27 protein-coding genes and 4 pseudogenes are annotated in these 26,975 nt (G+C 72.0%); 10 read left to right on the forward strand and 21 right to left on the reverse strand.

Annotation, left to right across the window (positions count from 1 at the left end):
* Nucleotide 1: 1 nt before the first annotated feature.
* Both ACH4ZA_RS34730 and hemL read right to left on the reverse strand, forming a co-directional pair.
* Nucleotides 2-703 carry a histidine phosphatase family protein gene (locus ACH4ZA_RS34730; protein WP_319280289.1) on the reverse strand — a complete coding sequence of 234 codons (702 nt, stop codon included), beginning with the start codon at nt 701-703 and terminating at the stop codon, nt 2-4.
* Nucleotides 703-2,019: a glutamate-1-semialdehyde 2,1-aminomutase gene (gene hemL / locus ACH4ZA_RS34735; protein ID WP_319280291.1), complete on the reverse strand. Its 1,317-nt coding sequence runs from the start codon at nt 2,017-2,019 to the stop codon at nt 703-705. The genes ACH4ZA_RS34730 and hemL overlap by 1 nt, the downstream gene beginning before the upstream one ends.
* Before the next feature lie 409 nt (nt 2,020-2,428).
* Between hemL and ACH4ZA_RS34740 the strand changes: the two genes are divergently transcribed.
* Nucleotides 2,429-3,070, forward strand: a complete 642-nt coding sequence (locus tag ACH4ZA_RS34740) for a hypothetical protein (protein ID WP_319280293.1) — start codon at nt 2,429-2,431, stop codon at nt 3,068-3,070.
* A gap of 289 nt (nt 3,071-3,359) precedes the next feature.
* On the opposite strand, the pseudogene ACH4ZA_RS34745 reads toward ACH4ZA_RS34740, so the two are convergent.
* From ACH4ZA_RS34745 to ACH4ZA_RS34755, 3 genes and pseudogenes are all read right to left on the reverse strand, one after another.
* Nucleotides 3,360-3,749, reverse strand: a pseudogene (locus tag ACH4ZA_RS34745) (AbgT family transporter); the annotation flags it as partial.
* A gap of 21 nt (nt 3,750-3,770) precedes the next feature.
* Nucleotides 3,771-3,911 (reverse strand): annotated as a pseudogene (locus ACH4ZA_RS34750) (recombinase family protein); the annotation flags it as partial.
* A 30-nt stretch (nt 3,912-3,941) separates the two neighbouring features.
* Nucleotides 3,942-4,883 (reverse strand): aromatic alcohol reductase, encoded by a 942-nt coding sequence (locus ACH4ZA_RS34755; protein WP_319280296.1) that lies wholly within the window; start codon nt 4,881-4,883, stop codon nt 3,942-3,944.
* Nucleotides 4,884-5,006: 123 nt separating this feature from the next.
* Between ACH4ZA_RS34755 and ACH4ZA_RS34760 the strand changes: the two genes are divergently transcribed.
* Nucleotides 5,007-5,384, forward strand: coding sequence for a MerR family transcriptional regulator (locus ACH4ZA_RS34760; protein ID WP_319280298.1), 378 nt, complete (start codon nt 5,007-5,009; stop codon nt 5,382-5,384).
* An 18-nt stretch (nt 5,385-5,402) separates the two neighbouring features.
* Here ACH4ZA_RS34760 and ACH4ZA_RS34765 read toward each other — a convergent pair.
* The 3 genes and pseudogenes from ACH4ZA_RS34765 to ACH4ZA_RS34775 form a co-directional block, all read right to left on the reverse strand.
* Nucleotides 5,403-5,711 (reverse strand): annotated as a pseudogene (locus ACH4ZA_RS34765) (transposase); the annotation flags it as partial.
* A 245-nt stretch (nt 5,712-5,956) separates the two neighbouring features.
* Nucleotides 5,957-6,382, reverse strand: a complete 426-nt coding sequence (locus ACH4ZA_RS34770) for a pyridoxamine 5'-phosphate oxidase family protein (RefSeq protein WP_059083462.1) — start codon at nt 6,380-6,382, stop codon at nt 5,957-5,959.
* A gap of 83 nt (nt 6,383-6,465) precedes the next feature.
* Nucleotides 6,466-7,497 (reverse strand): aldo/keto reductase, encoded by a 1,032-nt coding sequence (locus ACH4ZA_RS34775; protein WP_319280300.1) that lies wholly within the window; start codon nt 7,495-7,497, stop codon nt 6,466-6,468.
* Between the two features lie 104 nt (nt 7,498-7,601).
* On the opposite strand from ACH4ZA_RS34775, the gene ACH4ZA_RS34780 reads away from it, so the two are divergent.
* The 5 genes and pseudogenes from ACH4ZA_RS34780 to ACH4ZA_RS34800 all read left to right on the forward strand — a co-directional run bounded on the left by ACH4ZA_RS34780 (nt 7,602) and on the right by ACH4ZA_RS34800 (nt 10,925).
* On the forward strand, nt 7,602-8,546 hold the full coding sequence (locus tag ACH4ZA_RS34780) for an AraC family transcriptional regulator (RefSeq protein ID WP_398433217.1): 945 nt from the start codon (nt 7,602-7,604) through the stop codon (nt 8,544-8,546).
* 362 nt (nt 8,547-8,908) lie between these two features.
* Nucleotides 8,909-9,058 (forward strand): annotated as a pseudogene (locus tag ACH4ZA_RS34785) (hypothetical protein); the annotation flags it as partial.
* A gap of 374 nt (nt 9,059-9,432) precedes the next feature.
* Nucleotides 9,433-9,561 (forward strand): hypothetical protein, encoded by a 129-nt coding sequence (locus ACH4ZA_RS34790; protein ID WP_398433233.1) that lies wholly within the window; start codon nt 9,433-9,435, stop codon nt 9,559-9,561.
* Nucleotides 9,562-9,582: 21 nt separating this feature from the next.
* The gene (locus ACH4ZA_RS34795) at nt 9,583-9,681 is read left to right on the forward strand and encodes a hypothetical protein (protein WP_398433218.1); all 99 of its coding nucleotides are present in this window, start codon (nt 9,583-9,585) and stop codon (nt 9,679-9,681) included.
* 425 nt (nt 9,682-10,106) lie between these two features.
* Nucleotides 10,107-10,925, forward strand: a complete 819-nt coding sequence (locus ACH4ZA_RS34800; protein WP_319280306.1) for an SAM-dependent methyltransferase — start codon at nt 10,107-10,109, stop codon at nt 10,923-10,925.
* Between the two features lie 51 nt (nt 10,926-10,976).
* Here ACH4ZA_RS34800 and ACH4ZA_RS34805 read toward each other — a convergent pair whose 3' ends face one another.
* From ACH4ZA_RS34805 to ACH4ZA_RS34830, 6 genes are all read right to left on the reverse strand, one after another.
* Nucleotides 10,977-13,703: a SpoIIE family protein phosphatase gene (locus tag ACH4ZA_RS34805; RefSeq protein ID WP_398433219.1), complete on the reverse strand. Its 2,727-nt coding sequence runs from the start codon at nt 13,701-13,703 to the stop codon at nt 10,977-10,979.
* 141 nt (nt 13,704-13,844) lie between these two features.
* Nucleotides 13,845-15,326, reverse strand: coding sequence for an ATP-binding protein (locus tag ACH4ZA_RS34810; RefSeq protein WP_398433220.1), 1,482 nt, complete (start codon nt 15,324-15,326; stop codon nt 13,845-13,847).
* Between the two features lie 11 nt (nt 15,327-15,337).
* On the reverse strand, nt 15,338-16,051 hold the full coding sequence (locus tag ACH4ZA_RS34815) for a response regulator transcription factor (protein ID WP_319280310.1): 714 nt from the start codon (nt 16,049-16,051) through the stop codon (nt 15,338-15,340).
* Nucleotides 16,052-16,245: 194 nt separating this feature from the next.
* Nucleotides 16,246-16,860 (reverse strand): FMN reductase, encoded by a 615-nt coding sequence (locus tag ACH4ZA_RS34820; RefSeq protein WP_319280314.1) that lies wholly within the window; start codon nt 16,858-16,860, stop codon nt 16,246-16,248.
* A complete protein-coding gene (locus ACH4ZA_RS34825) occupies nt 16,857-17,975 on the reverse strand; it encodes an LLM class flavin-dependent oxidoreductase (protein WP_319280316.1) in 1,119 nt (372 codons plus the stop codon). The genes ACH4ZA_RS34820 and ACH4ZA_RS34825 overlap by 4 nt, the downstream gene beginning before the upstream one ends.
* A gap of 161 nt (nt 17,976-18,136) precedes the next feature.
* Nucleotides 18,137-18,682, reverse strand: coding sequence for a TIGR03086 family metal-binding protein (locus tag ACH4ZA_RS34830; RefSeq protein ID WP_319280348.1), 546 nt, complete (start codon nt 18,680-18,682; stop codon nt 18,137-18,139).
* Nucleotides 18,683-18,836: 154 nt separating this feature from the next.
* Here ACH4ZA_RS34830 and ACH4ZA_RS34835 point away from each other — a divergent pair, with 154 nt between their 5' ends.
* Nucleotides 18,837-19,658: an AraC family transcriptional regulator gene (locus tag ACH4ZA_RS34835; RefSeq protein WP_319280318.1), complete on the forward strand. Its 822-nt coding sequence runs from the start codon at nt 18,837-18,839 to the stop codon at nt 19,656-19,658.
* 8 nt (nt 19,659-19,666) lie between these two features.
* On the opposite strand, the gene ACH4ZA_RS34840 is transcribed toward ACH4ZA_RS34835, so the two are convergent.
* The 4 genes from ACH4ZA_RS34840 to ACH4ZA_RS34855 all read right to left on the reverse strand — a co-directional run bounded on the left by ACH4ZA_RS34840 (nt 19,667) and on the right by ACH4ZA_RS34855 (nt 22,552).
* Nucleotides 19,667-20,428, reverse strand: coding sequence for a TIGR03943 family putative permease subunit (locus tag ACH4ZA_RS34840; protein ID WP_398433221.1), 762 nt, complete (start codon nt 20,426-20,428; stop codon nt 19,667-19,669).
* Nucleotides 20,425-21,453 (reverse strand): permease, encoded by a 1,029-nt coding sequence (locus ACH4ZA_RS34845; RefSeq protein ID WP_398433222.1) that lies wholly within the window; start codon nt 21,451-21,453, stop codon nt 20,425-20,427. The genes ACH4ZA_RS34840 and ACH4ZA_RS34845 overlap by 4 nt, the downstream gene beginning before the upstream one ends.
* 6 nt (nt 21,454-21,459) lie before the next feature.
* Nucleotides 21,460-21,933, reverse strand: coding sequence for a MarR family winged helix-turn-helix transcriptional regulator (locus tag ACH4ZA_RS34850; RefSeq protein ID WP_319280323.1), 474 nt, complete (start codon nt 21,931-21,933; stop codon nt 21,460-21,462).
* A 67-nt stretch (nt 21,934-22,000) separates the two neighbouring features.
* Nucleotides 22,001-22,552, reverse strand: a complete 552-nt coding sequence (locus tag ACH4ZA_RS34855; RefSeq protein ID WP_319280325.1) for a hypothetical protein — start codon at nt 22,550-22,552, stop codon at nt 22,001-22,003.
* Nucleotides 22,553-22,744: 192 nt separating this feature from the next.
* Between ACH4ZA_RS34855 and ACH4ZA_RS34860 the strand changes: the two genes are divergently transcribed.
* Complete coding sequence (locus ACH4ZA_RS34860; protein ID WP_319280327.1) at nt 22,745-23,521, forward strand: SDR family NAD(P)-dependent oxidoreductase; 777 nt, start codon at nt 22,745-22,747, stop codon at nt 23,519-23,521.
* A 47-nt stretch (nt 23,522-23,568) separates the two neighbouring features.
* Here ACH4ZA_RS34860 and ACH4ZA_RS34865 read toward each other — a convergent pair whose 3' ends face one another.
* On the reverse strand, nt 23,569-23,874 hold the full coding sequence (locus tag ACH4ZA_RS34865) for a hypothetical protein (RefSeq protein ID WP_398433223.1): 306 nt from the start codon (nt 23,872-23,874) through the stop codon (nt 23,569-23,571).
* On the reverse strand, nt 23,862-24,137 hold the full coding sequence (locus ACH4ZA_RS34870; protein ID WP_398433224.1) for a hypothetical protein: 276 nt from the start codon (nt 24,135-24,137) through the stop codon (nt 23,862-23,864). The genes ACH4ZA_RS34865 and ACH4ZA_RS34870 overlap by 13 nt, the downstream gene beginning before the upstream one ends.
* Before the next feature lie 192 nt (nt 24,138-24,329).
* Here ACH4ZA_RS34870 and ACH4ZA_RS34875 point away from each other — a divergent pair, with 192 nt between their 5' ends.
* Nucleotides 24,330-25,586 (forward strand): GNAT family N-acetyltransferase, encoded by a 1,257-nt coding sequence (locus ACH4ZA_RS34875; protein WP_398433225.1) that lies wholly within the window; start codon nt 24,330-24,332, stop codon nt 25,584-25,586.
* Between the two features lie 168 nt (nt 25,587-25,754).
* Here ACH4ZA_RS34875 and ACH4ZA_RS34880 read toward each other — a convergent pair whose 3' ends face one another.
* Nucleotides 25,755-26,948 (reverse strand): RtcB family protein, encoded by a 1,194-nt coding sequence (locus tag ACH4ZA_RS34880; protein ID WP_319280335.1) that lies wholly within the window; start codon nt 26,946-26,948, stop codon nt 25,755-25,757.
* Nucleotides 26,949-26,975: the final 27 nt, after the last annotated feature.

The following is a 26,975-nucleotide window of genomic DNA, read 5'->3' on the forward strand; positions in this document are numbered from 1 at the left end:
CCTACGCCCCGAAGGCCTTGCCCTTGCCCTGGACCGGCTTGGCTCCGGCACGCAGGTGCGGCGGCACCAGGTCGAGGGCGGGTTCGGTGTATCCGACCGACATGATCCGGTCGCCCTGGTAGGTGAACGTCGTCAGCGACGCGAGCGTGCACTGCCGCTTGCGCGGGTCGTGCCACAGCCGCCGCCGCTCGACGTAGGACCGCACGATCCAGATCGGCAGCTGATGGCTGACCAGCACGGCCTCGTGCCCGCGGGCCGCGTCCTTCGCCGCGTCCAGCGCGCCCATCATCCGCACGACCTGGTCGACGTAGGGCTCGCCCCAGGACGGCTTGAAGGGGTTGACGAGGTGCTTCCAGTTCTCCGGCCGGCGCAGCGCCCCGTCCCCCACCCCGAACGTCTTGCCCTGGAAGACGTTCTCAGCCTCCAGAAGCCGCGCGTCGGTGGACAGGTCGACCCCGTGGGCCTTGGCGATGGGCGTCGCCGTCTCCTGCGCCCGCTCCAGCGGGGAGGCGACGACGTGGGTGACGTCGCGGGAGGCGAGGTGCTCGGCGACGCGGTCGGCCATCCGCCGGCCCAGCTCGGAGAGGTGGTAGCCGTCGAGACGGCCGTAGAGCACGCCGTCGGGGTTGTCGACCTCGCCGTGCCGCATCAGGTGGACGACGGTGACGTCCTGGGCGGCGCCGTTCTTCTCGAAGGTGCTCATCAGGCCGTGGCCTCCGCAGCCGCTCGGGCCGCCGCCGGGAGGGCGTCGGCGATTCTCTGGACGGCCGTGTCGTCGTGGGCCGTGGACACGAACCAGGACTCGAAGGACGACGGCGGCAGATAGACGCCGTTCGCCAGCAGCGAGTGGAAGAAGGCGGTGAAGCGGAACGACTCCTGCGCCTTGGCGTCCTCGTAGTCGCGCACGGGACGGTCCGTGAAGAAGACGGAGAACATGTTGGAGGCGCTCTGCAGCGTGTGCGCGACGCCTTCCTTGGTCAGCGCCTCCGACACCAGCGACTGGATCTGCGTGGAGACCGCGTTCACCTTGGCGTACGCGGCGTCGTCGAGGAGCCGGAGCTGGGCCAGGCCGGCCGCGGTGGCCACCGGGTTCCCGGAGAGCGTGCCGGCCTGGTAGACGGGGCCGGCGGGCGCGAGGTGCTCCATGACGTCGGCGCGTCCGCCGAACGCCGCGGCCGGGAAGCCGCCGCCCATGACCTTGCCGAAGGTCATCAGGTCGGGTGTGACCCCGTCGATCCCGAACCACCCGGAGCGGCTGGTGCGGAAGCCCGTCATCACCTCGTCGGAGACGAACAGCGCGCCGTTGGCCCGGCAGGCGTCCTTGAGCCCCTGGTTGAACCCGGGCAGCGGCGGCACGACGCCCATGTTCCCGGGCGAGGCCTCGGTGATCACGCAGGCGATCTCGCCGGGATGCCGGTGGAAGGCCTCCTGCACGGCCTCCAGGTCGTTGTACGGCAGGACGATCGTGTCGCCGGCCTGCGCGCCGGTGACGCCCGGGGTGTCGGGCAGCGCGAAGGTGGCGACCCCGCTGCCCGCCGACGCGAGGAGCGAGTCCACGTGGCCGTGGTAGCAGCCGGCGAACTTGATCACCTTGGTGCGCCGGGTGAAGCCGCGGGCGAGACGGATGGCCGACATGGTGGCCTCCGTGCCGCTGGACACCAGGCGGACCTGGTCGACGGGCTCGACCCGCGCCACGATCTCCTCGGCGAGCGCGACCTCGCCCTCACCGGGCGTGCCGAAGGAGGTGCCGCGGGTGACGGCCTCCTGCACGGCGGCGATCACCTCGGGGTGCGAGTGCCCGAGGATCATGGGCCCCCAGGAGCAGACCAGGTCGACGTACTCCCGCCCGTCGGCGTCCGTCAGATACGGGCCGGCGCCGGACACCATGAACCGTGGCGTGCCGCCCACGGCGCGGAACGCGCGCACCGGCGAGTTCACGCCGCCCGGCGTGACGACGGACGCACGGTCGAACAGCGCCTGCGAGACGGGCGCATCGTATGAATAGGGCAGTTCGCTCATGACCTGCGGCTTCTCCGACCTTCTCCGACTTGCTGGACTCCGGTTGCCAGTGACCTCCCAGGGTAGGCCAGCGGTGGCCGGGCCCCACGGGGCCTGCCGTCGCCGGCCACGGCGGCGCCGGTCCGGACCCGGACGGCCCGCGGCCCGTCCGCGGCCCCCTTCCGGCCCGGTCGTGGCCCGACCGTGGCGCACGTGGCTCCGCCGACGGCTTCACCATCTGCGAAACTGAGTCGGAACGGGCCTGACAGACGTAGCTCTCTCCGACCGTGTGTCGAGGGACTGCGAGTTTTTCCTGCGGACAGGTGTTTCACCGCACGTTTCGGCGGGCGGCCGTGGGGGAGGTCACTGACACGATGATCGGGTTGCGCGGCGGCGCCGGCGCGTCCTAGAAAAGCAGTCGGGTGGAGATATGCATCGCGGTGGCGGACTGGGCGAGGGGACTGACGACCTGGGTCCTCGGCGTGCCCGGCGGGGAAGGCACCGGCGCAACATGGAGGAAAGCGGCGAAGCGCGACAGACGCAGGCACAAGGCGCACCGAGCGAGTCCGAGCGGGTCGACCGGCAGGTCGACCAGGTCGACCGTCTCGAGGCGGGAAGCAGGAATGGTGGTCGGGTGGGGGTGACGTACAAGTACTTCGGCGCACCGGACGGCGCCACTGCGGCCCGCGTCCCCATCTCGATGCGCCCGGAGGAGCTCGGCGGCGACGAGCTCGGCATGAACGGCATGTTCACCAAGATCAAGCCGGAGACGATGGCCGCGATGGTCCTGACCGGCATCGAGGGCGTCCCCCTGCACAAGGTGCCCCCGCTGGAGCTGGTCGTCCTCCACCCCGACTACGCCGTCGTGAAGCTCCCCATGACCGTCGTCGACCCGCTGCGGGACATCGGCGAGGAAGCGGTCGGCGCGGCCGCGTTCATCTGGTCGACGGTCCCGGACCGCGGCGGCCCCCGCGACGCGTTCAACGTGTACCAACTCCTGCACGAGTGGCAGGACTTCAGCCACCGTCTGCATGAGGCGGGGCATCAGCCTTATTGCCTTGTGTGGCCCTGATCGGCTCTGAGCTGGGTTTCTTGCGGGTTGGGCGGGGTCTTCGGGCCTCGCCCTTTTTGGTGCGGGGGAGGGGCCGTTGGACGGCCAGGGCACATTGAGGGCACATGGGCTCAGACGGGGGCACTGATGCGCCCCCGCCGTCGGGTGTACGTCGCTGCCGGGATCAGCCGCACAGCGGCTCCGTCAGTCGTCCGAGGAGTCCGGCGACGAGTGCGCTCTGGGCGGGGACGGTGTCGGGGTAGCCCGCCGCGCGGAAGACGAGCGCCCCGATCGGGATGAGCGTGACTTACGCGGCGTCGCCGGCGACGTGGGCGACCATCGCCGTCATCGACAGCGCGAAGGTGAGGTACTTGCCCGGCACCCGCGCGACCATGCGGCGCAGCAACGTCGTGAACAGACCGCTCGCCTGGGCGACGGCGATGCCGAAGCCCACGATGAGGATGGTGGCCAGCGGCGGGAAGGTCGCGAAGTTGTCGACCGCTCCCTCGACCATCGTGGTGAGCCCCGCCCTACTGAGCAGGCTCTGCACCTTGGTTGTCTCGTGCGTCCCGGGGTGCACGGTGCTGACACCGGCCGCCGCCAGGACCGCGCTGAGGACGATCACAACCCCCGCGAGGATCCAGAACAGCCAGAACGGGTCGGGGAGTTTGTTGCCGACCTTCTCGATCGCGCTCGCGCCGCCGATCCCCTTCCCCCGCAGACGAGCCGACTCGTGCCCCTCCAGCGTCCGGTCGCGGATGTACTCGCGCTCCATGCCCGACATCGCGGCGAGCACGGTGAAGACGACGCCGCCCGGGTCATGGCTGCCCTGGAGGGCGCCGGTGAGGAACTGCAGGCCGATGCCGCCCGCGCGCGGGGGCTAGGGGATGCATCAGCCGGCGAGGTTCTCCTTGACCCACTGGCGGAGGTCGGTCACGGGGATCGCGTGGCGTGCGTTGTAGGTGTCGTCCTTCGCCCACGCGACGCCGCGGCCCTGCGCGAAGACCGCCCGGTATTTCCGCGTCATGTTGTCCGGGTCGGCGGCCAGCTCGTCGAGCAGCGCCGGAACCGTCCACACCGCACGGCGGAACGGACGCTCCAGCACGGTCTCGAGCGTCTCGGCCAGCTCGCCGTAGGTGATGGTGTCACCGGCGAGGTAGACGATCTCGTTGCGGATGCGAGGTTCGGCGAAGAGGACGTCCGCGGTCAGGACGCCGATGTCTTCGGGCGTCGTCACGGTGACCGCCGTCTCGAGACTTCCCAGCGCGTTGACGGTGTCGTTGGGCAGGTCCACCATGCCCGAGCCGGGCTCGAAGAGGTAGTTCATGAACATGCCGGTGGAGATGATGACCCACTCGGTCTGGTCCTGGGAGCGGAGCAGGTCACGGACGTCCAGCTGGGAGTCGAAGATGTCCTGCGGGCTTCCTCGGCCGATGACGTCGAAGTCGACGCCGAACTGCCACGGGAAGTACCGCGGGAGCCTCGCCTGGAGGGCGGCCTGGGCGACCTTCATGGGGGTCTCGAGGCCGGCGGTGATGCCCGTGCACCCGATGACCGTGTCGTAGTCGGCGAAGAGGGAGGCGAGCTCGTCGACGGTGTTCTTCACGAGGTCCCCTTCGACGATCTTCACGCCCAGGTTTTTGATCTCAGCGACGTCGCGCTGCTTGTCGGGTGCCGTGGACGCGATGGCGCCGGCGCGCAGGAGCACGCTGACGGATGCGCCCTCCACGTCCTTCGCTCGTCGCACGACATTGCGGATGACGGGCATGCCGAGCTCCCCGGCCCCGATGATGAGGATGTCCCGGGAGGTGGGGATCGAGCTGTCGCTGGTCATCTGAAGGTTCCTCTCGTGTTCGTCTTTCCCAGGTGTGTTCTGGTCGCTGGGGTCTCGAGAGTCACCGTAAACTTTGACATCAGTGTCAAGGTCAAGTCGCCGGCCGGCGAGGAGGAGCGAGTGATGAAGATCAGTGAGGCCGCCAAAAAGGTAGGAGCCCCGGCCCGGATGCTCCGCTACTACGAGCAGCACGGGCTCATCGAGTCGTCGCGGTCGACCAACGGTTACCGCGACTACTCTGAGGACCAGGTCGAGCATGCACGGCACGTCCGGGCGCTCGTCGAGGCCGGTCTGTCGACAAGGATGATCAAGATCGTGCTGGACATCGAGGCCCCCTCGACCCAGGACGCAGCAGGCGCGTGCACCCAGATCCTGGCAGAGGAGCTCGCTCACGAGCTGCGCGTCGTCGAGAACAGGATCGTGTGCCTGGAGAAGAGCCGAGACGCGGTGATCGACTACCTCCGGCGAACGGGCCACGCAGACCTGCTGACCCCAGCATGACCCGCAACCCCCGGCATGGCGGGTGCAGGCGGTGGTCGCAAGGCGGGCTGCGGCGGAGAACAGTCGCAGGCGCATCTTTCTTGGGCTCCCAGCGGCGGACTTCGCCGTCGAGGGCGAGCATCGGCAGCCGAGCAGGTCCAGGGCGAGGCAGACGATCTCCAGCCAGACCTGGTTCTGGGCGGTGCCGTGCAGGGGGAGGTTGCGCAGTCCGGTGGTGCGGGCGGCGCGGATGCGGTCCTCGGCACGCGCCCTGCGGCGGTGGCGAAGTTCGAGGTCTACGAGCTGGCCACCGGAGGTGTTCGTGGCGAAGACGGTGAAGCGGTGGCCTGTGCCGCGTCCAGCCCGCTTTGGCGGGCCGTCTCGACCAGCAGCACCCCGCCGGCCTGGGAGACCACCCCGCTGGAGTCACCCAAAACCCGCACACGCGGGTATGACCCGCTACGGTTCTCCACTTGAAAGGTGCCTCTCGCTCGGCGACGTACTGGACCCTCGACAGGTCCTATCGCCCCAGGTAAGAGGCCCTTTCTGTTTCCTGACCACCCGTTGGACAGTCAGCTCCGTGAAGCGCCTGGTCAGAGCTGAAGGGGACGACCTCCGGACCAACCGAACCATCGATCGATCGCCACGTGGACCGTCACGAGCGGGTGCTCTCTGGCCGGGTAGTCCTTGCCGAGGAAGTGCCGTGAGAGCCGATCGATGTCGGCGAGTCCCTCATCAGGCTTGATCGACACGACGTGTCCCTGGACGGATACATGCGTGCCGAAATCGTCCGCTCCCAGCACTGTCAGCGACACGTGGCCGTTGTTCTGCAGGTGTTTCAGGCGGGCGCGGTCGGCGTTCATGCACAGCATGAGAAGTCCGTCATCTTCGATGAGGTACCAGGTCGCTACCGATACAGGGCGGCCTTTCGCCGTGACCGTCGCCATGACGGCCGGGTTCGGCTTCCGGAGAAAGGCCAGGGCGGCCTCTGGCAACGGAGCATCAGACACTAGATCCATCCTTCCATGACACGGGTCCCGGGACACGGCACCCTCCGCCAGATCACATCGCAGACCAACCGCACTGTGCGGTCAGGCTGTTGTCACGCCGCTGCGCGTTCGACCGGCGGCCGACGCCTCAATTCCCGCTGGAGGACGGACGGCGGCTGGTAGGCCACGTCGAGTGTGCCCGTGTCCGTGCCGGGCGGCACGATGGCGTCGATCCGGTCCAGGACGTCGTCCGAGAGCGTGGCCTCGGCGCCCGCGAGCAGATCGTCCAAATGCGCCATGGACCGCGGTCCGAGGAGCGCGGATGTGACGCCGGGGTGAGCGAGCACGAAGCCCACGGCCAGATGGGTCAGCGGCATGCCCGCCTCTTCGGCGAGCGGGATGAGCTGTTCGACGGCGTCGAGCCGCCGTTCGTCCCTGAGATGCGAGAAACTGTACTGCGAGGAGCGGTGCGTCTCGGCCTGCCGGCCCTTGCGGTAGCGCCCGGTCAGCAGCCCGCCGCCGAGCGGCGACCAGACCAGGGTGCCCATGCCGAATTCCTGCGCCACCGGGAGCACCTCGCGCTCGATGCCCCGGTCGAGGATCGAGTACACCGGTTGCTCGGTACGCGGCCGGGCGAGGCCGCGCCGCTCGGCGACCCAGTGGGCGCGGACAAGGTCGGAGGCCGGCATGGCCGAGGTGCCGAAGGTGCGGATCTTCCCGGCTCGCTGCAGGTCGGTGAGAGCCCCGAGCGTCTCCTCGATGTCGGTGTCGGGGTCCGGGCGGTGAATCTGGTAGATGTCCACATAGTCGGTGTCGAGGCGGCGCAGCGAGTCCTCCAGCGCGCGCACCAGCCAGCGCCGGGACGCGCCCTGATGGTTGGGCTCGTCGCTCATCGGCCTGCGGGCCTTGGTCGCGAGCACGACGTCGTCCCGTCGGCCCTTCAGCGCCCGGCCGACGATCTCCTCCGACTCGCCGTGCGCGTACACGTCGGATGTGTCGACGAGGTTGATGCCGGCGTCCAGGGCCCGGTGGATGATGCGGACGCAGTCGTCGTGGTCGGGGTTGCCGAGGGCGCCGAACATCATGGCGCCGAGAGCGTAGGGGCTCACCTTGATCCCGGTCTTGCCCAGGCCGCGGTAACGCATGTTCCTCCTGTAGAACCGTCTGCGAGGTGCAGCCATCAGCCTGCCGGGGGGATGCCGGACGATGAATACTTGAGAGTCCCGATTTTTTGAGCGAGAGTACGGGCATGGCGACCGATCGACTCTCCGAGGCACTCGACCTGGTCGAGGTCCGCGGTGTCCTCGCGGGCGGCATCGCCGCTCGCGACGGATGGTGGAGCCGCGCACAGCTCTCCGACCCGGTCAAGTTCTTCGCGCTCGTCAGCGGTCGGGCCCGCCTGACAACCGACGGGAGCGACGAACCGGTCGACCTCGTGGCCGGTGACGTGGCGATCCTCACCGGGCGCTCCTGGGCCGCGTTCGAGGCCGGCGCGGAACCCCGCCAGGAGGTGCAGCCGGAAACCGACTTCTCCACCGACCGCTTCGCGTCCGCAGACCGCGACACCGACGACATCGTGATCGGCGGCAGCGTCAGTCTGAACGAGGCCGGAAGCACGCTCCTCCTCGAAACACTGCCGCCACTGGCGCACATCAGGTCGGCCGGCGACGACGGCGACCGGCTCCTCGCCGCCCTGCTGCGGCTGTTCGACGAGGCGACCGCGCAGCGGCCCGGCTCGGCCTTCGCGGTCCAGCAGCACGCCCAGATCTTCCTGCTGGAGCTGCTGCGGTCCTATGTCGACCAGTCCGCGCTGCCCTCCAGCTGGCTGCGGCTGCTCGTCGACGAGCGTCTGCGCCCCGCCCTCGACCTGCTGCACGGCTGCCCCGGGCGCCCCTGGGGGCTCGAGGAGCTGGCGCGGGCCGCCGCGATGTCCCGGACGACCTTCGCCGAGCGGTTCCGGCAGGCGGCCGGTGTGCCACCGCTGACCTACCTGGGACGGTGGCGCATGCTGCTCGCCCAGCGGGCGCTCCGGGACGGTGACGCCGGCGTCGCGGCGCTCGCCGAGGCGTTGGGCTACGGCTCGGAGAGCGCCTTCAGCACGGCGTTCAAACGCGTCGTCGGCGAGTCGCCGCTGCGCTACCGGGCCCGCGTGCGACAGAACGTCACCGAGTACGTTCGGACCCAGACGCCATGACGCCTCGGTCCCGTTCAGCTTCCTGCGAAGACCTGGCCGATGCGCGCGTCCGCTTGTTGGCTGCGGGGGGGGGCACTGGCCGATCCGGGCACCGCGTCTGCCCCGCGCCTGATGACCAGGCAGTGCCTGGAAGCCGTCCCGCACCTGGCGCTCGCGGTGGCCTCGGCACCCACTGACCTGCACTAATCAACTGGCCAGGTAAGCCCCGAAGTCCTAGTCGTGACGATTCGTCGGTTTGCCCGGCAGGCCGATTCGGCTGACCGCCCCCTCACCATCGCACCGGAGATGAACGCGGCGAAGGTCGTCTCCGCCGCTCCGCGCCTATCAACCTGTACTACGGCCTCGTCCAGGCCGGATTGACGATGACCGCCGCCCACGTACCGGGCACGTGGACCTTCAACAAGCACGGTTTGAAGATCCTCGACATGGAACCGGACATCCCCGACGTGGCGGTCAGGCCCGACGGGGTGGGTGCCTTCCAAGCAGTGTCCGACGCCACAGGATCCGAGCGAACCACTGATTCGATCACCATCGGATCCCTGTGGAACTCGGTTCCCGAACTCACCGAAGCGCCCCTTGCCGGGATAACGAGCGACCCAGCGTCATCGCCGACAGACAGACATCCGTCCAAGGCGAGGTGGTCAGGTGGTCAGGTGGTCAGGTGGTCGACCAATTCCGCTCCCCCCGCCGAGTACCTGCGCGCGTCGGTCTGCGTGAACGAGGAAATGCCGACGCCGGCGGACAGGAAGGCATGGCTGGCGGCCTTCCTTCCGAACTATCGGGCCTCCACGGTGCACAGCTCTGGGGCAACGAGGAGGACGCCTTCAGAGAGATCCGCTCTCGGCGCTTCTCCGTCGAATTCTGCTGGCCGGCGACCAAACGGGACATGGACGAGGCAGACATCGACGGATTCTTCGACAGCAGGGCTCCCGCCTACCGCTTCAACGCCGACCGCTTCCTACGACCGTCGTTCGAGCCCGCCAAGGCACCCCCGACGCCTCTCATGTCCTGGTGACTGATCCTCTACAGCTTCTCGATGCTGGCCCGCTACCAGCCCCGCAATTGGTCCGAGGCCCTGGACGTCGACAAGTCCCCCAGCGCGGCGCACTGGAGTACGCCCTCGACATCGCCCTAGAAGTCATCCCCCACCTCGTACTTGGACCAAGAGCCGTTGTTGCTCGCCAAGCCGATGGCATTCAAGCCCGCCAGGGCACATGAGCCTGGGAAACGGCGCCGAGCAGTGAGAACTACCGAGAGTCGTTTCCGCAGCTCAGCGCGCATCCCACCAAGAAACCCCAGGTCAGTCCCCCACTTCCTCCAATCGCTGCACGAGTGGCAGGACTTCTCGCACCGGCTGCACGAGGCGGGCCACCAGCCGTACTGCCTCGTGTGGCCCTGAGCCGGCTCCTCCGTCACCCGACGGGATCGCCCCCGTCGGGCCAACTGGCTTTGCGGAGCGGCGCTTTCGGGCGCGCGTGAGTAGCCGGCCGGGCGGCGAGGGTGGGCGGGAGCATGTCAGGATGACGCTCCGACAGTCACTCATGGACGGAGTCCCTCGTCATGTCCTCTGCCCTCGGCGGCGACGGCGGCGCCTCTCTGCACATCGACACGAGCAAGCCGCACCCCGCCCGGATGTACGACTACTTCCTCGGCGGGAAGGACAACTACGAGGTCGACCAGGCAGCCGCTGAGCAGTTCATCAAGGCGGCGCCCGAGGTCCGGGTGGCCGTGCGGGCCAACCGGAGCTTCATGCACCGCGCCGTCCGTCATGTCGTCGCGGAGGGCGGCGTCCGACAGATCCTCGACATCGGCACGGGTCTGCCGACCGAGCCCAACGTGCACCAGATCGCGCGGGCCGTCGCGCCCGGGACACGCGTCGCCTACGTCGACAACGACCCGATCGTCAGCACCCACTCCATGACGCTCGTGGACGACGCCGCCGACACCTCCGTCGTCCTGGCCGACCTGCGCGACCCCCGGTCCGTCCTCGACCACCCCGACGTGCGCCGGGTGATCGACTTCGACCGGCCGGTGGCCCTGCTGCTGGTGGCCGTCCTGCACTTCCTCACCGAGGCGGAGGATCCGGACGCCGTCGTCGCCGAACTGCGTGACGCGCTGCCCGCCGGCTCGTACCTGGTGCTGTCCCACGCGACGGGCGACCTCCACGAGGACGGGCGCGAGGAGGCGGCCGCCGTCTACAAGAGCGCGACCGCCAGCATGAACCCCCGCGGCCACTCCCGCGTCCTGGACTTCTTCGGGGACTTCACCCTGCTCGACCCGGGCCTGGTCCTGGTCCCGCAATGGCGTCCCGACGAGCCGCCCGCGCCGGACACCCCGCCCATCGGCATCTACGGCGCAGTGGCCCGCAAGGGCGACTGACGGGGCCCACGGCCGACGGGCGGCACGGCCGGGCGTGGCGTGCGGGCCGGCTCAGTTCCAGAAGCCTTCGCCCTCCGGCCCCTCGATCTCCTGCTCGGCCCAGATCGTCTTGCCCTTGGCGCCCGGGCGGGCGCCCCAGCGCCGGGACAGCTGGGCGACCAGGAGCAGGCCCCGGCCGCCCTCGTCGTAGGTGCGGGCGCGGCGCATGTGGGGCGCCGTACCGCCGGCGTCGCTGACCTCGCAGATGAGCGTGCGGTCATGGATGAGCCGCAGCTGGACGGGCGGTTCGCCGTGCCGGATGGCGTTGGTGACGAGCTCGCTCACGATCAGCTCGGTGACGAAGGCGGCGTCGGCGAGCCCCCAGTCCGCGAGCCGTCCGACCGCCTTCTTCCGGGCGTCGGCGACCGCGGCCGGGTCGGCGTCCACGTCCCAGGTCGCGACGCGGGAGGCGTCCAGCACCCGGGTGCGGGCGAGGAGGAGCGCCACGTCGTCGGAGGGCGTCCCGGGGAGCAGGCCGTCGAGCACGGCGTCGCACATGACGTCCAGGGAGGCCGCGGGGGCGGTCAGGGACCGGCACAGGCGGGCGGCGCCGTCGTCGACGTCGCTGTCACGGGACCGGGACGCGATGAGGCCGTCGGTGTAGAGGGCGAGCAGGCTGCCCTCGGGCAGCTCCGTCTCGAGCGCCTCGAAGGGCAGTCCGCCCAGGCCCAGCGGGGGCCCCGCGGGAAGCGGCAGCAGTTCCACCGTGCCGTCGGGGCGCGCCACGGCGGGCAGCGGGTGCCCGGCCCTCGCCAGCGTGCAGCGGCGCGTCACCGGGTCGTACACGGCGTACAGGCAGGTCGCCCCGACGTCGCCCGCGGTCCCCTCGTCGCCGAGTGTGTCGGCCTCGGTGGCCAGCCGGCCCACCAGGTCGTCGAGGTGGGTGAGCAGTTCGCCGGGGGGCAGGTCGATGTCGGCGAGGGTGCGCACGGCCGTGCGCAGCCGCCCCATGGTCGCCGAGGCGTGGATGCCGTGGCCCACGACGTCGCCGACGACGAGCGCGACCCGGGCGCCGGACAGCGGGATCACGTCGAACCAGTCGCCGCCCACCCCGGCCCGCGCGTCGGCGGGCAGATAGCGGGAGGCGACCTCCATCGCGGACTGCTCGGGCAGCCGCTGCGGCAGCAGACTGCGCTGCAGGGTGACGGCCGTCCTGCGCTCGCGGGTGTAGCGCCAGGCGTTGTCGATGCAGACCGCCGCCTTGGCCGCCAGCTCCTCCGCGAGCACCACGTCGTCGTGCTGGAAGGCTTCCGGACGCCGGTGCCGTACGAGGACGGCGACGCCCAGCGCGACGCCGCGCGCCGACAGGGGGACGGCGATCACCGAGTGGAGGCCGAAGTCCCGGATGCGGGCCATGCGCAGGGGGTCCCCGGCGACCCAGGCGGGGACGGCGGCCTCGGTCACCTGACGGCGGACGGCCCGGCCCGTGCGCAGGCTCTCGGCGGGCGGCGAGCTGTCCGGGTACACGTCGACGTCGCCCGGCTGGAGGACGGCTTCGGGGACGCCCGGCAGCACGGACTGGTGGGCGACGCGGCGCAGCGGCAGGGATCCGCCGGTCGTGGCCTCCTCCTGCCCCGCCTCGAACGAGGTCAGCAGGTCGACGCTGACGAAGTCAGCGAGGCCCGCGACCGCCACGTCGGCCAGCTCCTGGGCGGTCCGCGTCACGTCGAGGGTGCTGCCGATCCGGGTGCTGGCCTCGGCGATCAGCTGGAGGCGCTGGCGGGCCCGGTGCTGTTCCGTCATGTCGTGCCCGGTGGACGCCACACCCAGGACCCGGCCGTCCGCGTCCTGCACCCGGTAGAGGTCGACCGCCCAGGCGTGCTGTCGGCTCTCGCCGGGGGCCCGTGCGACGTTCTCCACGTGCCGCGGCTCGCCGGTCTCCAGCGTCCGCCGCATCAGCCGCTCGACGTCCCGCGCCGACGCGGTGGGCAGGACGTCGGTGATCCGCAGGCCGCGCAGGTACCGCTCGTCCAGGCCGAGGGCGCGCTGTGCGGCTTCGTTGGACCGGCAGAAGCGCAGGTCCGTGTCGTGGACGGAGGTCGCGCAGCAGGGGGACTCGAGGAACCCCCACCGCAGGAGCGCGTCCTCGTCGGCCCGGGGCCGGGGCGGTGCTTCCGGCACCGCGCAGACCAGCAGCCAGTCCCGTGCGCCGCCGTCCCGCCTCCGGTGATGTGCGACGACCCCGGCCTCCACGGGACGACCGTCCCGATGTCTCAGGACGAGCACCCCGTGCCACCGCGCCCGGTCGGCGAGAGGCAGCCCGGCGGCCGGCTGATCGGTGAGGGGCAGCCCCATCGGCGGCGGACGGGTGGGCGGCGCCATCCCGTCCACCGGGCCGGCCGCGGCCGGGCCGCCCGTGGACGATCCGCCGGCCGGACCCGCTTCACCGCCGGTGGGGGCCGACGCGTCCGGCGGGGACGCGGTGGGGCGCGGGCCGGGCGGCGGCCGGCGATCCGCGGCCGCCGCGTGTGCCGGGGGCGGTTGGCCGGACGGGGCCGGTTCGCCGCCGGACGGGGCCGGTTCGCCGGACGGCGACGGGGTGCCGCCGGGTGCAGCCGGAGCGGGTGCGTGGGGCGGGGGGTGGGCGAGCAGGGTGGTGGCCGGGCGGCCGACGACCTGCTCCGCCGTGTAGCCCAGCAGTCGTGCGGCGCCCGCGTTCCAGCCGGTGACGGCGCCCTCTTCGTCGACGGTGACCCGCGCGGTGAGCGCCTTGCCGACGGCCTTCGATGCCTCGCTCATCTCACTCTCCCGCGGAATGCGCAACCCGTATCATTCCCGGCAAATCCATGCATACACAGAATCACGCAGATTTCCGTGAGAATGCCGCGTCCGCCCGGCCGCCCGCGGCTCGCCGCCCCGGAGCTCCGGGGCACCGGTCGCTCACGTCCCGTCCGGTGCTCCGTGCTCTCCTCGCCGCCCCTCCGGCAGGTCTGCGCCCACGGTGAAGCCGATCACCGAGCCGCCGCCCGCGCGCCGTGCGGCGAACGGCGCGCCGCCGTGGGCCAGCGCCACCTCGCGCACGATGGACAGACCGAGGCCGGATCCGGGCAGGGAGCGGGCGTCGGCGGCGCGGTAGAAGCGGTCGAAGACGCGCGTCAGGTCGGCCTCGGCGATGCCGGGGCCGCGGTCGAGGACCTCGACGCGGACGACACCCGCCCGGTCGGGCCCGGTGACGGCGATCTCGACGGGGGCCCGGCCGTCCCGGTCGAACTTGGTGGCGTTCTCCACGAGGTTCGACACCGCGCGCTGGAGCATGCCCGGCCGTCCGTAGGAGCTGGTGTCGCCGCGGGTGCGGAGCAGGATCTGCCGTCCCGTGCGGCGCCGGGCGAGGGCCGCCACCTCCTCGGCGAGGTCGGCGAGGTCCAGCCTCCGCGGCGGCTCGGCGTCGGACTGGCCGGCCGCGAGGTCGACGAGCTCGTTGACCAGGTCTGTCAGCTCCCGGGCCTCCTGGCCGAGGTCCGCCACCAGCTCGTCGCGGATGTCCGGCGGCAGCTCGTCCATGCGGTGCAGCAGGGAGATGTTGGTCCGCAGCGACGTCAGCGGCGTGCGCAGTTCGTGGCCCGCGTCCTGGACGAGCCGCCGCTGGTCCTCCTCGGACTGGGCGAGCCGGCCCAGCATGCGATCGAACGCGCGGCCCAGCCGGCCCACCTCGTCGTGGCCGGTGACGGGCACCTGAACGCCGAGCCGCCGGGTGCGGGCGACGCTCTCGGCGGCGGTGGTGAGGATCACCAGCCGGTGGGTGATGCGCCGGGCCAGCCACCAGCCGAACAGTCCCGCGGCCGTCACGACCGCGGCCATCAGGATCAGCGTGCGCTGCTGGAGCGCCCGCAGCAGGTCCTCGGTGTCGCTGAACTCCTGCGCCACCTGGACCGCGCCCCGCCCGCCGCCGAGCGAGACGGTCGCGATGCGGTAGACGTCGCTGCCGACGTCGACGTCCTTGTGCTCGGCCATCTCTCCGGCGTCGGCGGCGCCCGCCACCGTGCGGTCGGCGGCCGCCACCGGCAGCCCGGGGGTGCCGGCGTCCACGACCCTCCCGTCCGGGCCGAGCACCTGCACGTCGGTGCGGGCCGGCCGCACGATGTCGTGCCCGGGCTCGGCCGAGGAGAAGTCCTCCGGCGCCATCCGCTGGTCGCGCACCTCGTCCCGCAGGTCCTGCACGACCTCGTCGAACACGGACTCCTGGTCGACCCGGACGAGCCGGGCGGCCGCCGAGTAGGACAGGACGCCGACGAGGACGGTGACGGCGGCGGTCACGGCGGCGAAGGACACCGCGAAGGTGGTGCGCAGCGACACCAGTTTCGGCCGCGGCCGGGACAGGAACGCGGGCAGCAGCCGGCGTAGCACGGGGCGCTGACGGCTCACCCGCGCGCCCCTCAGTCCTCGCGCAGCACGTAACCCACGCCGCGCACGGTGTGGATCAGCTGCGGGGCGCCGGGCTGGTCGAGCTTGCGGCGCAGGTAGCCGACGTAGACGGCGAGGTTCTTGGAGCCGGGCCCGAAGTCGTAGCCCCAGATGCGGTCGTAGATCGTGGAGTGGTCCAGGACGATCCCGGCGTTGCGCACCAGCAGTTCCAGCAGCTCGAACTCGGTGCGGGTGAGCTCCAGCTCCCGTTCGCCCCGCCAGGCCCGCCGGGCCTGCGGGTCCATGCGCAGCCCGGCCGCCTCCACCTGCCGCTCGGGGGTCGGCTTGGGGATGTCGGGGACGGGCACGACGGCGTCGGCGTTGGTCCGGCGCAGCAGCGCCCGCAGCCGGGCGAAGACCTCCTCGACGTCGAACGGCTTGACGACGTAGTCGTCGGCGCCCGCGTCCAGTCCGGCGATCCGGTCGGCGGTCTCCACCAGCGCGGTCAGCATCAGGACGGGCGTGCGGTCGCCCTCGGCGCGTAGCACCCGGCACACCTGGAGGCCGTCGATCCCCGGCATCATCACGTCGAGGACGAGGACGTCCGGCGGGTTCCTGTGGGCCTGCGCCAGCGCCTCGACCCCGTCGGCGACCGCGGTGACCCGGTAGCCCTCCAGGGACAGGGCGCGTTCCAGGGCGTTGCGGATGGCACGGTCGTCTTCGGCGAGCAGCACGGTGGGAGGCACCTGCCCAGTCTGCCAAGGCCTCCGGCGGTTGGGCCGGGGGGACGGTCGTAGCGTCACCCTTCTTACTCGGCTCTCACCGTCCGGGTGGGCGTGTCCGGGGGCTGCCGCTCCCGGACCCCGCTTCGGCCCGAACGGCTTCGTCCTCGATCGCCGGACGGGCCGAACGTCCCGACTGGGCGCTCCGAGAGGCGCGGTCACCGTGCGGCCAGCGCCGCCAGCCGTTCGGCGAAGGGGACCACCGTGAGCTCGGCCCCGTCCGTGCCGGCCTTCGCCGGGCGGGACGGGGACGACGGCGTCGACAGGCCCGTCATCAGCGCGGTCAGCTCGCCGGCCGCGCGCTCGATGCGCTCCGGCAGGCCCTGCGCGCCCCAGTCCTCCGAGGCCGCGTAGACGGCGGTCGGGACGACGACGGCGTGCAGGTGGGAGAAGAGCGGCCGCAGGGCGTGCTCCAGCACCAGCGAGTGGCGGGCGGAGCCGCCCGTGGCGGCGATGAGCACCGGCTTGCCGGCCAGCGCGTCCGGGTCCAGCACGTCGAAGAAGGACTTGAACAGGCCGCTGTAGGACGCGGAGAACACCGGGGTGACGGCGATCAGGCCGTCCGCCGCCGTCACCGCCTCCAGCGCGGCCGCGAGCCGGCGTCCGGGAAAGCCGTTGGTGAAGTGGTGGGCGATCTCGACGGCCAGGTCGCGCAGCTCCACGACCTCGACGTCGACGGACGCGTGCCGCCCTGCCGCCCCGGCAAGCCGGTCGGCCAGCAGCCGGGTGGACGACGGGACGCTCAGCCCCGCCGAGAGCACGACGAGCTTCATGCCACGACCTCCTTCGTGTCCTTGCCGCCGCCGCTCTCCTCGGTCTTCTTCCGCGCGAGCAGCGACCCGTGGGTCGGCGCGTCCGGCACGTCGGCCGGACGGCCCACGGCGAACTCCTTGCGCAGCACCGGCACGACCTCCTCGCCGAGCAGGTCGAGCTGCTCGAGCACGGTCTTCAGCGGCAGCCCGGCGTGGTCCAGCAGGAACAGCTGACGCTGGTAGTCGCCCGCGTACTCGCGGAACTTCAGCGTCTTCTCGATGACCTGCTCGGGCGTGCCGACGGTCAGCGGGGTCTGCTCGGTGAAGTCCTCCAGGGACGGCCCGTGCCCGTAGACCGGCGCGTTGTCGAAGTACGGGCGGAACTCGCGCACCGCGTCCTGCGAGTTCCTCCGCATGAACACCTGGCCGCCCAGGCCGACAATGGCCTGCTCGGGAGTGCCGTGGCCGTAGTGCGCGTACCGGGCGCGGTAGAGCTCGACCATCCGCCGGGTGTGGTCGGCCGGCCAGAAGATGTTGTTGTGGAAGAAGCCGTCGCCGTAGAACGCGGCCTGCTCGGCGATCTCGGGCGAGCGGATGGAGCCGTGCCAGACGAACGGCGGCACGTCGTCCAGCGGGCGGGGCGTGGAGGTGAAGCCCTGGAGGGCGGTGCGGAACGTGCCCTCCCAGTCGACGACGTCCTCGCGCCACAGCCTGCGCAGCAGGGCGTAGTTCTCGATGGCGAGGTTGATGCCCTCGCGGATGTCCTGCCCGAACCAGGGGTAGACCGGGCCGGTGTTGCCGCGCCCCATCATGAGGTCCACGCGCCCGTCGGCCAGGTGCTGGAGCATCGCGAAGTCCTCGGCGATCTTCACCGGGTCGTTCGTGGTGATGAGGGTGGTGGAGGTGGAGAGGATCAGCTTCTCCGTCTGCGCGGCGATGTAGCCGAGCATGGTGGTCGGGGACGAGGGCACGAACGGCGGATTGTGGTGCTCACCGGTCGCGAAGACGTCGAGGCCGACCTCCTCGGCCTTCAGCGCGATCGCGACCATGGCCTTGATCCGCTCGCGCTCGGTCGGCGTACGGCCCGTGGTGGGGTCCGGCGTGACATCGCCGACGCTGAAGATCCCGAACTGCATGGTCGCTCACCCTCCAGGTTGTTGACGCTTCAACTATACCCGGAGAACGGCGGCCCGCCCATGGCTATTCCCCACGGCTGTGCCCGGCCGTCCGCACACGGCTGCACCCGGCCGTCCGCCCCACGGCCGTACGCGCGGTCCGCCCGCCCCTGCCTCCCGCCTCACGCCTTCCAGTGCGGGTCACGGCCGGTCCGCGCGAGCAGCCGCTCGAACGGCGACGCGTCCTCGGCAGCCGCCACCGCCTCGCCGAACACCCCCATCCGCCGGGCCGTCGGCTCCAGCACGGCGACCGCCCCCGCCAGCTCCGCCACCACCGCCTCGTCGGCCTCCGGGTAGTCCTGGCCGGTGGCCCGCGCCAGGTCCCACACATGCACCGTGAGATCCAGCAGCGCCATGGAGCCGACCAGTCGCGCGGGCATGTCCATCGCGCCCGTCGTGCCCTCCTCGGCGCCCGGCGCGGACCAGGCCGCCACCAGCAGGTCCGTCTCCGCCGTCAGCCGCGCGCGCCAGTCCGGCCCCGCGCCCACCCGGTCGGGAGCCTCGCCGAACTCCGCCGTCTCCTTCGCCGCCAGCCGCTGGAACTGGACGACCACCTGGAACACATGGTTGACCAGGGCCTTCACGTCGTACTCCGCACACGGCGTGGGGCCGGTCAGCGCCTCGTCCGGGATGCCCCGCAGCACCGGCTCGGCCCGCTCGCGCGCCATCCCGAGCAGCTCGCCGATGCCATACGCGCGCACACCGCCGCTCACACCGCCGCCGATGCCGCTGTCGTCCACTCCGCTGTCGTCGATGTCCATGCCTCGACGGTAGAGACGCCGCCGCCGGCCGTCTTGAAGAAACGCGACGTACGATCACGCCATGGCCGCCCCCCGCCGCGACACCCGCGGGATCGTCGACCCGGCCGGGCTGCTGGCCCGCGTGCGGTTCCGCCGCCACCGGCCCGCCGAGCCGCTGCGCCGTCACGTCGAGACGTACTGGCTGATCGACTGGGACCTGCCCGAGCCGTACGCCTCCCACATCGTCCCGCACCCGTCGGTCAACCTCACCTTCCAGTGGGAGGAGGCCGACGGTCCGCCCTACGGCGAGCTGACCGGCGTCGCCCGCGGCCTCTACACCAGAAAGCTCACCGGCCGGGGACGGGTCTGCGGGGTGAAGTTCCGCCCCGGCGGCTTCCGGCCCTACGCCCCCGCGGAACCGGTCGCCCACTGGACCGGCCGCGTCCTGCCCGCCCGCGACGTCTTCCCGCAGGCCGGCGGCGACACCCCCCGGACGGTGACCGGCCCCGCCGACGACCTCGGCCGGGTCGCCGCCCTCGACGCCCTCCTGCTCTCCTGCGAGCCCGAGCCCGACCCGCGCGCCGACCGGGCCATGGACCTCGTCGAGCGGATCCGCGCCGACCGCACCGTACGCCGCGTCGCCGACCTGGCCCGTGCCGAGGGCCTGTCGGTACGGGCCCTGCAACGGCTCTTCGCCGCCTACGTCGGCGTCAGCCCGAAGTGGGCCATCCTCCGCTACCGCCTGCACGAGGCGATGGAAGTCGCCGGCACCCGGCGGGACCTCGACTGGGCCGGCCTCGCCGCCGACCTCGGCTACGCCGACCAGGCCCACCTGGCCCGTGACTTCACCGCCACCGTCGGCCTCCCCCCGGCCGCGTACGCCGACGCCGTCCGCACGCCGTAGTCCCCGGTTCAGGACGTCAGCGGCAGCGCGTCCATGTACGCGTTGGACGGCTTGGGCGCCTTCGCCACGCTCGCGGCGTCCAGCGCGACCGCCGCCGACTCCGTGCCCAGCGTCCCGCCCGGATGCCAGGTCCCGGTGACGTTCACCCAGGTGTCCGCCTTCGGCGCGGCGGCGCCGTGGACCAGCACCTTCACCGACGACGCGTCCGCCGCGCAGCAGCTGACGATGATCCGGGTCAGATACCAGCCGTTCCCGCTCGCGGCCGGCGTGACGAACCCCGTCATCACCACGGTCCGCTTCCCGACGGCCCGCGACCGGTCCTGCTGCACCCGCTGGGTGAAGTCGGTCAGCGTGATCGGCAGCGGCGACGTAGCCGGCAGCGGGTCGAACCCGTCCTCCTGCACCGCCACCGCCTTGGCCGGTTCACGCGAGGCGGTGTACGAGCCGAGCGCGGGAGGGGCGTAGAACAGCAGGCTGAGCACCGGCAGGAACAGCAGCCACGCCACCCTCGGCACCCGGGAGTGGTCGTGCCCGTGCGCCTCCCCGGGCCCGTGTCCGTCCCCGTGCCGGTCGCCGCCCGGCCCCCCGCGGCCGCCCCACGCCTCCGCCGCCGCCGCGCATCCCAGCGCCGCCAGCACCGCTCCCGACGCGATCAGCAGCGGCCGCATGCCCGGCTTCACCAGGTTGAGGTACAGGTCGGTGAAGAGCGCGGCGTGCAGCAGCCCGAGACCGCTGAGCGCCAGCAACGCCGCCTGCGTGAACCGCCTCACAGCAACACCCCTCCGATCACCGCGCTGCACACCACCGCGACCACCGCCGTCGCCGCCGAGAACCGCACCGCGAACGCCCGCCCGAACGTCCCCGCCTGCAACGCGATCAGCTTCAGGTCGACCATCGGCCCCACCACCATGAACGCCAGCCGCGCCACCGGCGAGAACCCGCTGAGCGACGCCGCCACGAACGCGTCGGCCTCGCTGCAGACCGCCAGCACGATCGCCAGCAACGCCAGGAACAGCACCGAAAGCCACGGCGATCCCGCGAACGCGTCCAGCACCGAACGCGGCACCGCCACGTTGAACGTCGCCGCCGCCATCGCCCCCACCACCAGAAAGCCCCCGGCGTGCAGGAAGTCGTGCTGGAAACCCCGCCGGAACTCCTGGAACCGGCTGTGCCCCGGCACATGTCCCGCCGGCCGGTCGGTCCGCGGCCGCAGCCACTCCTCGCGCCCCAGCCACAGCCACAGCCAGCCCATCGCGGCGGCCGTCACCAGCGAGGCCGCCAGCCTCGCCAGGACCATCTCCGGGCGGCCCGGGAACGCCACCGCCGTCGCCGTCAGCACCACCGGGTTCACCGCCGGCGCCGACAGCAGGAACGCGAACGCCGCGGCCGGCGTCACCCCCCGCCCGATCAGACTGTTCGCCACCGGCACCGACGCGCACTCGCACCCCGGCAGCACCACTCCCGCCGCCCCCGCCACCGGCACGGCCAGCGCGGGCCGCTTCGGCAGCATCCGCTGGAAGACACGCGCCGGCACGAACGCGTTGATCGCCCCCGACAGCGCCGTCCCCAACAGCAGGAACGGCAGAGCCTGCACGGTCACGGCCAGACACACCGTCCGCCAGGCCTGCACCGCCGGCTCGTCCAGCGACCGCCCGACGACCACCAGCAGCACACCCGGCACCACCGCCGCGCCCAGCAGCATCAGCGGCCAGTGCCGCGGCAGCCCACGCCCCGCCGGGCCGCCGGCCGGGCCGCCGGCCACCGCCCCGGACGGCCGTATGTCCGTCTCCTGCATCCCGCCCTACACCCGCCCTTCCCGCAACCGCGCGACCTGCTGCGCGCCGAACTCCACCGTCCGCCGCATGTGCCGCACGATCACCGCGAGCTCGGCGTCCTCGAGATCGTCGAAGAGCGGCATCCAGTCGCCGCCCAGCCGCTCCCACGTCCGCCCGAACTCCGCGATCCGCTCCGGCACGGTCGCCACGAGCACCCGCCGCCGGTCGGCCGCGTCCCGCTCGCGCACCACGTATCCCGCCTTCTGCAACCGGTCCACCAGCCGGGTCGCCGACCCCGTGGTCAGCCCCGTCAGCTCCGCGACCCGGCCCGTCGTCACCGGCTCCCGCTCCAGCACCAACAGGTTCAGACACTGCAGATCCGTGGGGTGCAGCGCCAGCCGGTCCGCGAGAGCCTGGTTGAACAGGGCGTACGCGGCCGCATATCGACGGGAGACCACGGACAGGTCGTCCAGCAGCCGCGACCGCACGTTCTGGGACATCGCTCCCTTTCGCCGCGCCGTCGTCGGCGCCGTCCGCAGATCGTACGACGCGTGCGTCCCACGGTCCTCAGAAGAAGTACGCGTCCCCGGTGTCCAGCACCAGCACCGCCTGACGGTCATTGGAGCGGTTGCGGTCCACCGCCCCGCCGCCCCACACCGTGCCGACGGTCATCGTCACCTCCGCCGGACGCCCGCGCAGCCACACCCGCGCGGCGATCTGCTCGCCCGCCCCGTCCGCGACCAGCGCGCCCGTCCGGCACACCACCTCCTGCCGGCCCGTCCGCGCGCATCCCGCCGGCAGCCGCTGCTCCCCCGCCGACAGCGGCGCCGACCACCGCAGCCGCACCGTCGCGTCGGCGACGTCCGCCGGACCGTGGTTGCGCGGGGTCAGCCGCACGTCGACCCGGCCGCCGGCCATGACGGCGTACCCGTGATACGAGAGATCCGCCTCGGCCGCCGGCCCGGCGGCCTCCCCCGCCGGCCTCTTCTCCTCCCCCGCCGGCCTCTTCTCCTCGGCCGCCCCCGGCTCCCCGGCCGGCGCCGCACCCGCCCCCGCCGTCAGCGCCGCGCCGCACGCCAGCGCCGCACCCCACACCGCCAGACCCCGCAACCCGCGCATGCCGCCACTCCTCGATCGGAAACCGCCCGGCCCCTACGCAGGGCATGTATGCCACGCCCGGCATCCGGCAGACGCCCTCCAACAGGTGACGGGACCCCGGCGCAGACCCCCGGCCGGCCGCACGTCCCGCCCGCCTATCCTGGCCGTAGCCCAGCCGTACCCCGCCCCACCACCCCGCCCGAGGAGCAGTCCATGGCCGCCGCCGTACCGCCCACCGCCTCCCGCATCGCCGTCGTCACCGGTGCGAGCAGCGGAATCGGCGCCGCGACCGCCCGGGAACTCGCCGCGGCCGGCTACCGCGTGGTCCTGACCGCCCGCCGCAAGGACCGCATCGAGGCGCTCGCCGAGGAGATCACCCGCTCGGGCGGCTCCGCCACGGCCTACCAGCTGGACGTCACCGACCGCGCCGCCGTCGACGAGTTCGCCACCGCCTTCCGGACGATCGGCGTGCTCGTCAACAACGCCGGCGGCGCGCTCGGCGCCGACCCCGTCGCCACCGGCGACCCCGCCGACTGGCGCACCATGTACGAGACGAACGTCCTCGGCACCCTGAACGTCACCCAGGCGCTCCTGCCCCGGCTCGAGGCGAGCGGCGACGGCACCGTGGTCGTGGTGTCCTCCACCGCCGGACTCGGCACCTACGAGGGCGGCGCGGGCTACGTCGCCGCCAAGCACGGCGCGCACGTCCTCGCCGAGACCCTCCGCCTGGAGATCGTCGGCCGGCCGGTCCGGGTCATCGAGATCGCCCCCGGCATGGTGAAGACCGACGAGTTCGCCCTCACCCGCTTCGGCGGCGACCAGGACAGGGCGGCCAAGGTCTACGAGGGCGTCGCCGAACCCCTCACCGCCTCCGACGTCGCCGAGACGATCACCTGGGCGGTGACCCGTCCCAGCCACGTCAACGTCGACCTGCTCGTCCTGCGCCCCCGCGCCCAGGCGTCGAACTCCAAGGTCCACCGGGAGCTGTGAGCCCGCGGGCGGCGGCCCCCGCGCTCAGGGGCCGCCGCCGCACGCGGTCAGGGACCCGGGCAGTCCGGATCGTCGACGATCACCGCGTTGGCCGGGATGACGACGACCTCGTCCTCGTCCTCGGCCTGCACGAACTTCGTGGTGGCATAACCGCGCCGGCCCTTCCCGACGCACTTCGTCGCCAGGTTCCCGAACGTGTCCGGGAAGTTGTACACCTCGGCCGGGGTGTCCTCCCCGGCCCGCCCGGCCACCGGGGCGTCGGCCTTGCCCCGCTCGTCGTAGTACTCCTGCGAGCACCCGCCGAGCAGCAGCGCGAGCGCGCACACCACGACGGCCGCCGTCAGCCGCCGCACGTCTTGTCCTGCACGATCTGCACGTTGGACGGACCGGTCGCGTTGGTCGTCACATACGCCCGGTACCCGTGGCCCACGCACTTCGTGGCCAGGTTCCCGAAACCGTCGGGCATGTTGAACACCTCGGCGGGCGTGTCGTCCCCCGCCCTGCCCTGCACCGGGGCGTCCCCCATGCCCCGCTTGTCCTCGTACTCCTGGGAACAGCCGGCCAGCGCCCCGACGGCCAGCAGCACCAGCCCCGCGGCCCACACTCCCGCACGCATCCGCCTGCGCTCCATTGCGGAACCCCCGTTCTCCCGTGTCCCCGTGTCCCCGTGTCCCCGTGACCTGCGACCCGCCGGCCCCGTGCCTTCACGGGCCCACGGATCGCATCCCCGTTCGAGCAAGCTCGAAGGTGCACCTGAAGACACCGCCGCGCCCCGTTGCGGTTCCCGCTCCGCCGTAAGGTCTGGTCCGTGGACCGACACATACCGTTCGACAACCTGCACAACTTCCGCGACCTGGGCGGATACCCCACCGGCACCGGGCACCGCATCCGCCCCGGCCGCCTGTTCCGCGCGGACTCCCTCGGCGGACTCGTCCCCGGCACCCCGGACTGGGACCGCTTCCTCGCCCTGGGCGTGCGCACGGTGATCGACCTGCGGCGCCCCCGGGAGATCGAGGAACTGGGCCGCGTCCCCGGGCACGGCTCCTTCACCTACCGGAACGTCAGCATCGAACACCGCTCCTACGACCAGGCGGCGCCGGCCCCGGACACCGACCCCGGCCCGTACCTCTGCGCCCGCTACCTGGAGGTCGCCGAGGACGGCGCCGAGGAGATCGCGACGGCACTGCGCCTGGTGGCCGCGGCGGAGCACCCCCTGGTCTTCCACTGCGCCTCCGGCAAGGACCGCACCGGCCAGCTCGCCGCCCTGATCCTCGGCCTCCTCGGCGTCCCCGACGAGGTGGTCGTCGAGGACTACACCCTCACGGAACTGGCGGCCCCCCGCCTGCTCGCCGACCGGCGCGACCGCAACGGGGGCCGCTCCCCTGCCTGGCCGACCTTCGGCCGCGCCCCCGAGGCGGCGATGCGCCTGTTCCTGGCCGCCCTGCGCGAGCGCCACGGCTCGGTGGAGGCGTACGTGACGCGGGCCCTCGGCCTGAACGCGGCCGAACTGTCCGGCGCCCTGCGCTCCCGTCTCCTCGAACCGCTCCCCACCGCCCGGCCGGAGCCGTCCTACCGCAGGGCGCGGCCGCAGGACGCGGCCACCCTGGTCCGCCTGCGCGACACGGCCGCCCTGTGGCAACTGGCCCGCGGCATCCGGCAGTGGCAGCCGGGTGAGAAGACCGAGGCCCACTTCCTCGACCGCATGCGCGAGGGCGAGGTCTGGCTGGCGCACACCGGCGCCGCACTCACCGGCGCCTACGAACTCTGGTGGGACGACCCGGCGGCCTGGGGCCCCCGTCCGCCCGAGGCGGGCTACGTCCACCGCCTGATGACGGCCCCCCACACCGCCCCGCCCGGCGCGGGCCGCCGGCTGCTGGCGCACGCCGAGTCCCGTATCGCCGCCGCCGGCCGCCCCTACGCCCGCCTCGACTGCCTCTCCGCCAACCCCCGCCTGCGCACCTACTACGAGGCGGCCGGCTACACGGTCGTCGGCGAACAGCGCGCCAAGGACGGCGGCACGGGCAGCCCGTACGCGGTGACGCTCCTGGAGAAACGGCTCACTTGAACCCACACGAGTGAATGACGCCGACTCGGCCGCCGAAGCACTGGCCAGAACGGTCCAGAGCTGCGCCTTGCGCCTCTGGCGGTTCCGGACCGGAAAAGTCCCGATGCCGACAGACGATCAGTGAACCGAGGGGCCCGAGCCGCACCCCGGTTCGGGCCCCTCCACGCGTCAGCCCTTCACGCAGATGAACTGCTTCAGCTTGGCCACCACCTCGACCAGGTCACGCTGCTGTTCCATCACCTGATCGATGTTCTTGTAGGCGCCTGGAATCTCGTCCACGACGCCGGAATCCTTGCGGCACTCCACGCCCCGTGTCTGCGCCTCCAGGTCCTTCGTCGAGAAGCGACGCCTGGCCGCGGTGCGGCTCATACGGCGACCTGCCCCGTGCGACGCCGAGTTGAAGGCCTTATCGTTACCCATGCCCTTCACGATGTAGGTGGCCGTCCCCATGGAGCCGGGGATGATTCCGAGGTCGCCCGCGCCCGCCCGGATCGCGCCCTTACGGGTGACCAGGAGGTCCATCCCGTCGTAGCGTTCCTCGGAAACGTAGTTGTGGTGACAGCTGACCTCCATCTCGAAGGTCGGCTTCGCCTTCTTGAACTCCTTGCGGACCACGTCCTTCAGGAGCGCCATCATGATGGTGCGGTTGTACTTCGCGTACTCCTGCGCCCAGTAGAGGTCGTTGCGGTAGGCCGTCATCTGCGGAGTGTCCGAGATGAAGACGGCGAGATCGCGGTCGACCAGGCCCTGGTTGTGCGGGAGTTTCTGGGCGACACCGATGTGGTGTTCCGCCAGTTCCTTGCCGATGTTCCGGGAGCCGGAATGCAGCGTGAGCCACACGGAACCCTCGGTGTCGAGCGAGAACTCACAGTGATGATTTCCCGCTCCCAGCGTGCCCATCTGCTTGCCCGCCCGGTCACGGCGGAACCTCACCGACTCCGCGACGCTGTCGAACCGGCTCCAGAAGTCGTCCCAGCCGCCGACGGCCAGACCGTGGAACCGCCCCGGATCGACGAGGTCGTCGTGCATGCCCCGCCCCACCGGAACAGCCTGCTCGATCTTCGAGCGCAACCGGGACAGGTCCCCCGGAAGGTCGTTCGCCGTCAACGACGTCCTGACCGCGGACATCCCGCACCCGATGTCGACCCCCACCGCCGCCGGACAGACGGCCCCGCGCATGGCGATGACCGAGCCGACCGTCGCGCCCTTGCCGTAGTGGACGTCCGGCATGACCGCCAGGCCCTTGATCCACGGCAGGGTGGCCACGTTGCGCAGCTGCCGCAGCGCGCCCTCCTCGACCGACGCCGGGTCGGTCCACATGCGGATGGGCACCTTCGCGCCCGGCATTTCCACGTACGACATATCGCCCTCATTCCCCCGGAAAACGAA

The sequence above is a fragment of the Streptomyces sp. NPDC020597 genome (genome assembly GCF_044335095.1).
Taxonomy (GTDB): Bacteria; Actinomycetota; Actinomycetes; order Streptomycetales; family Streptomycetaceae; genus Streptomyces.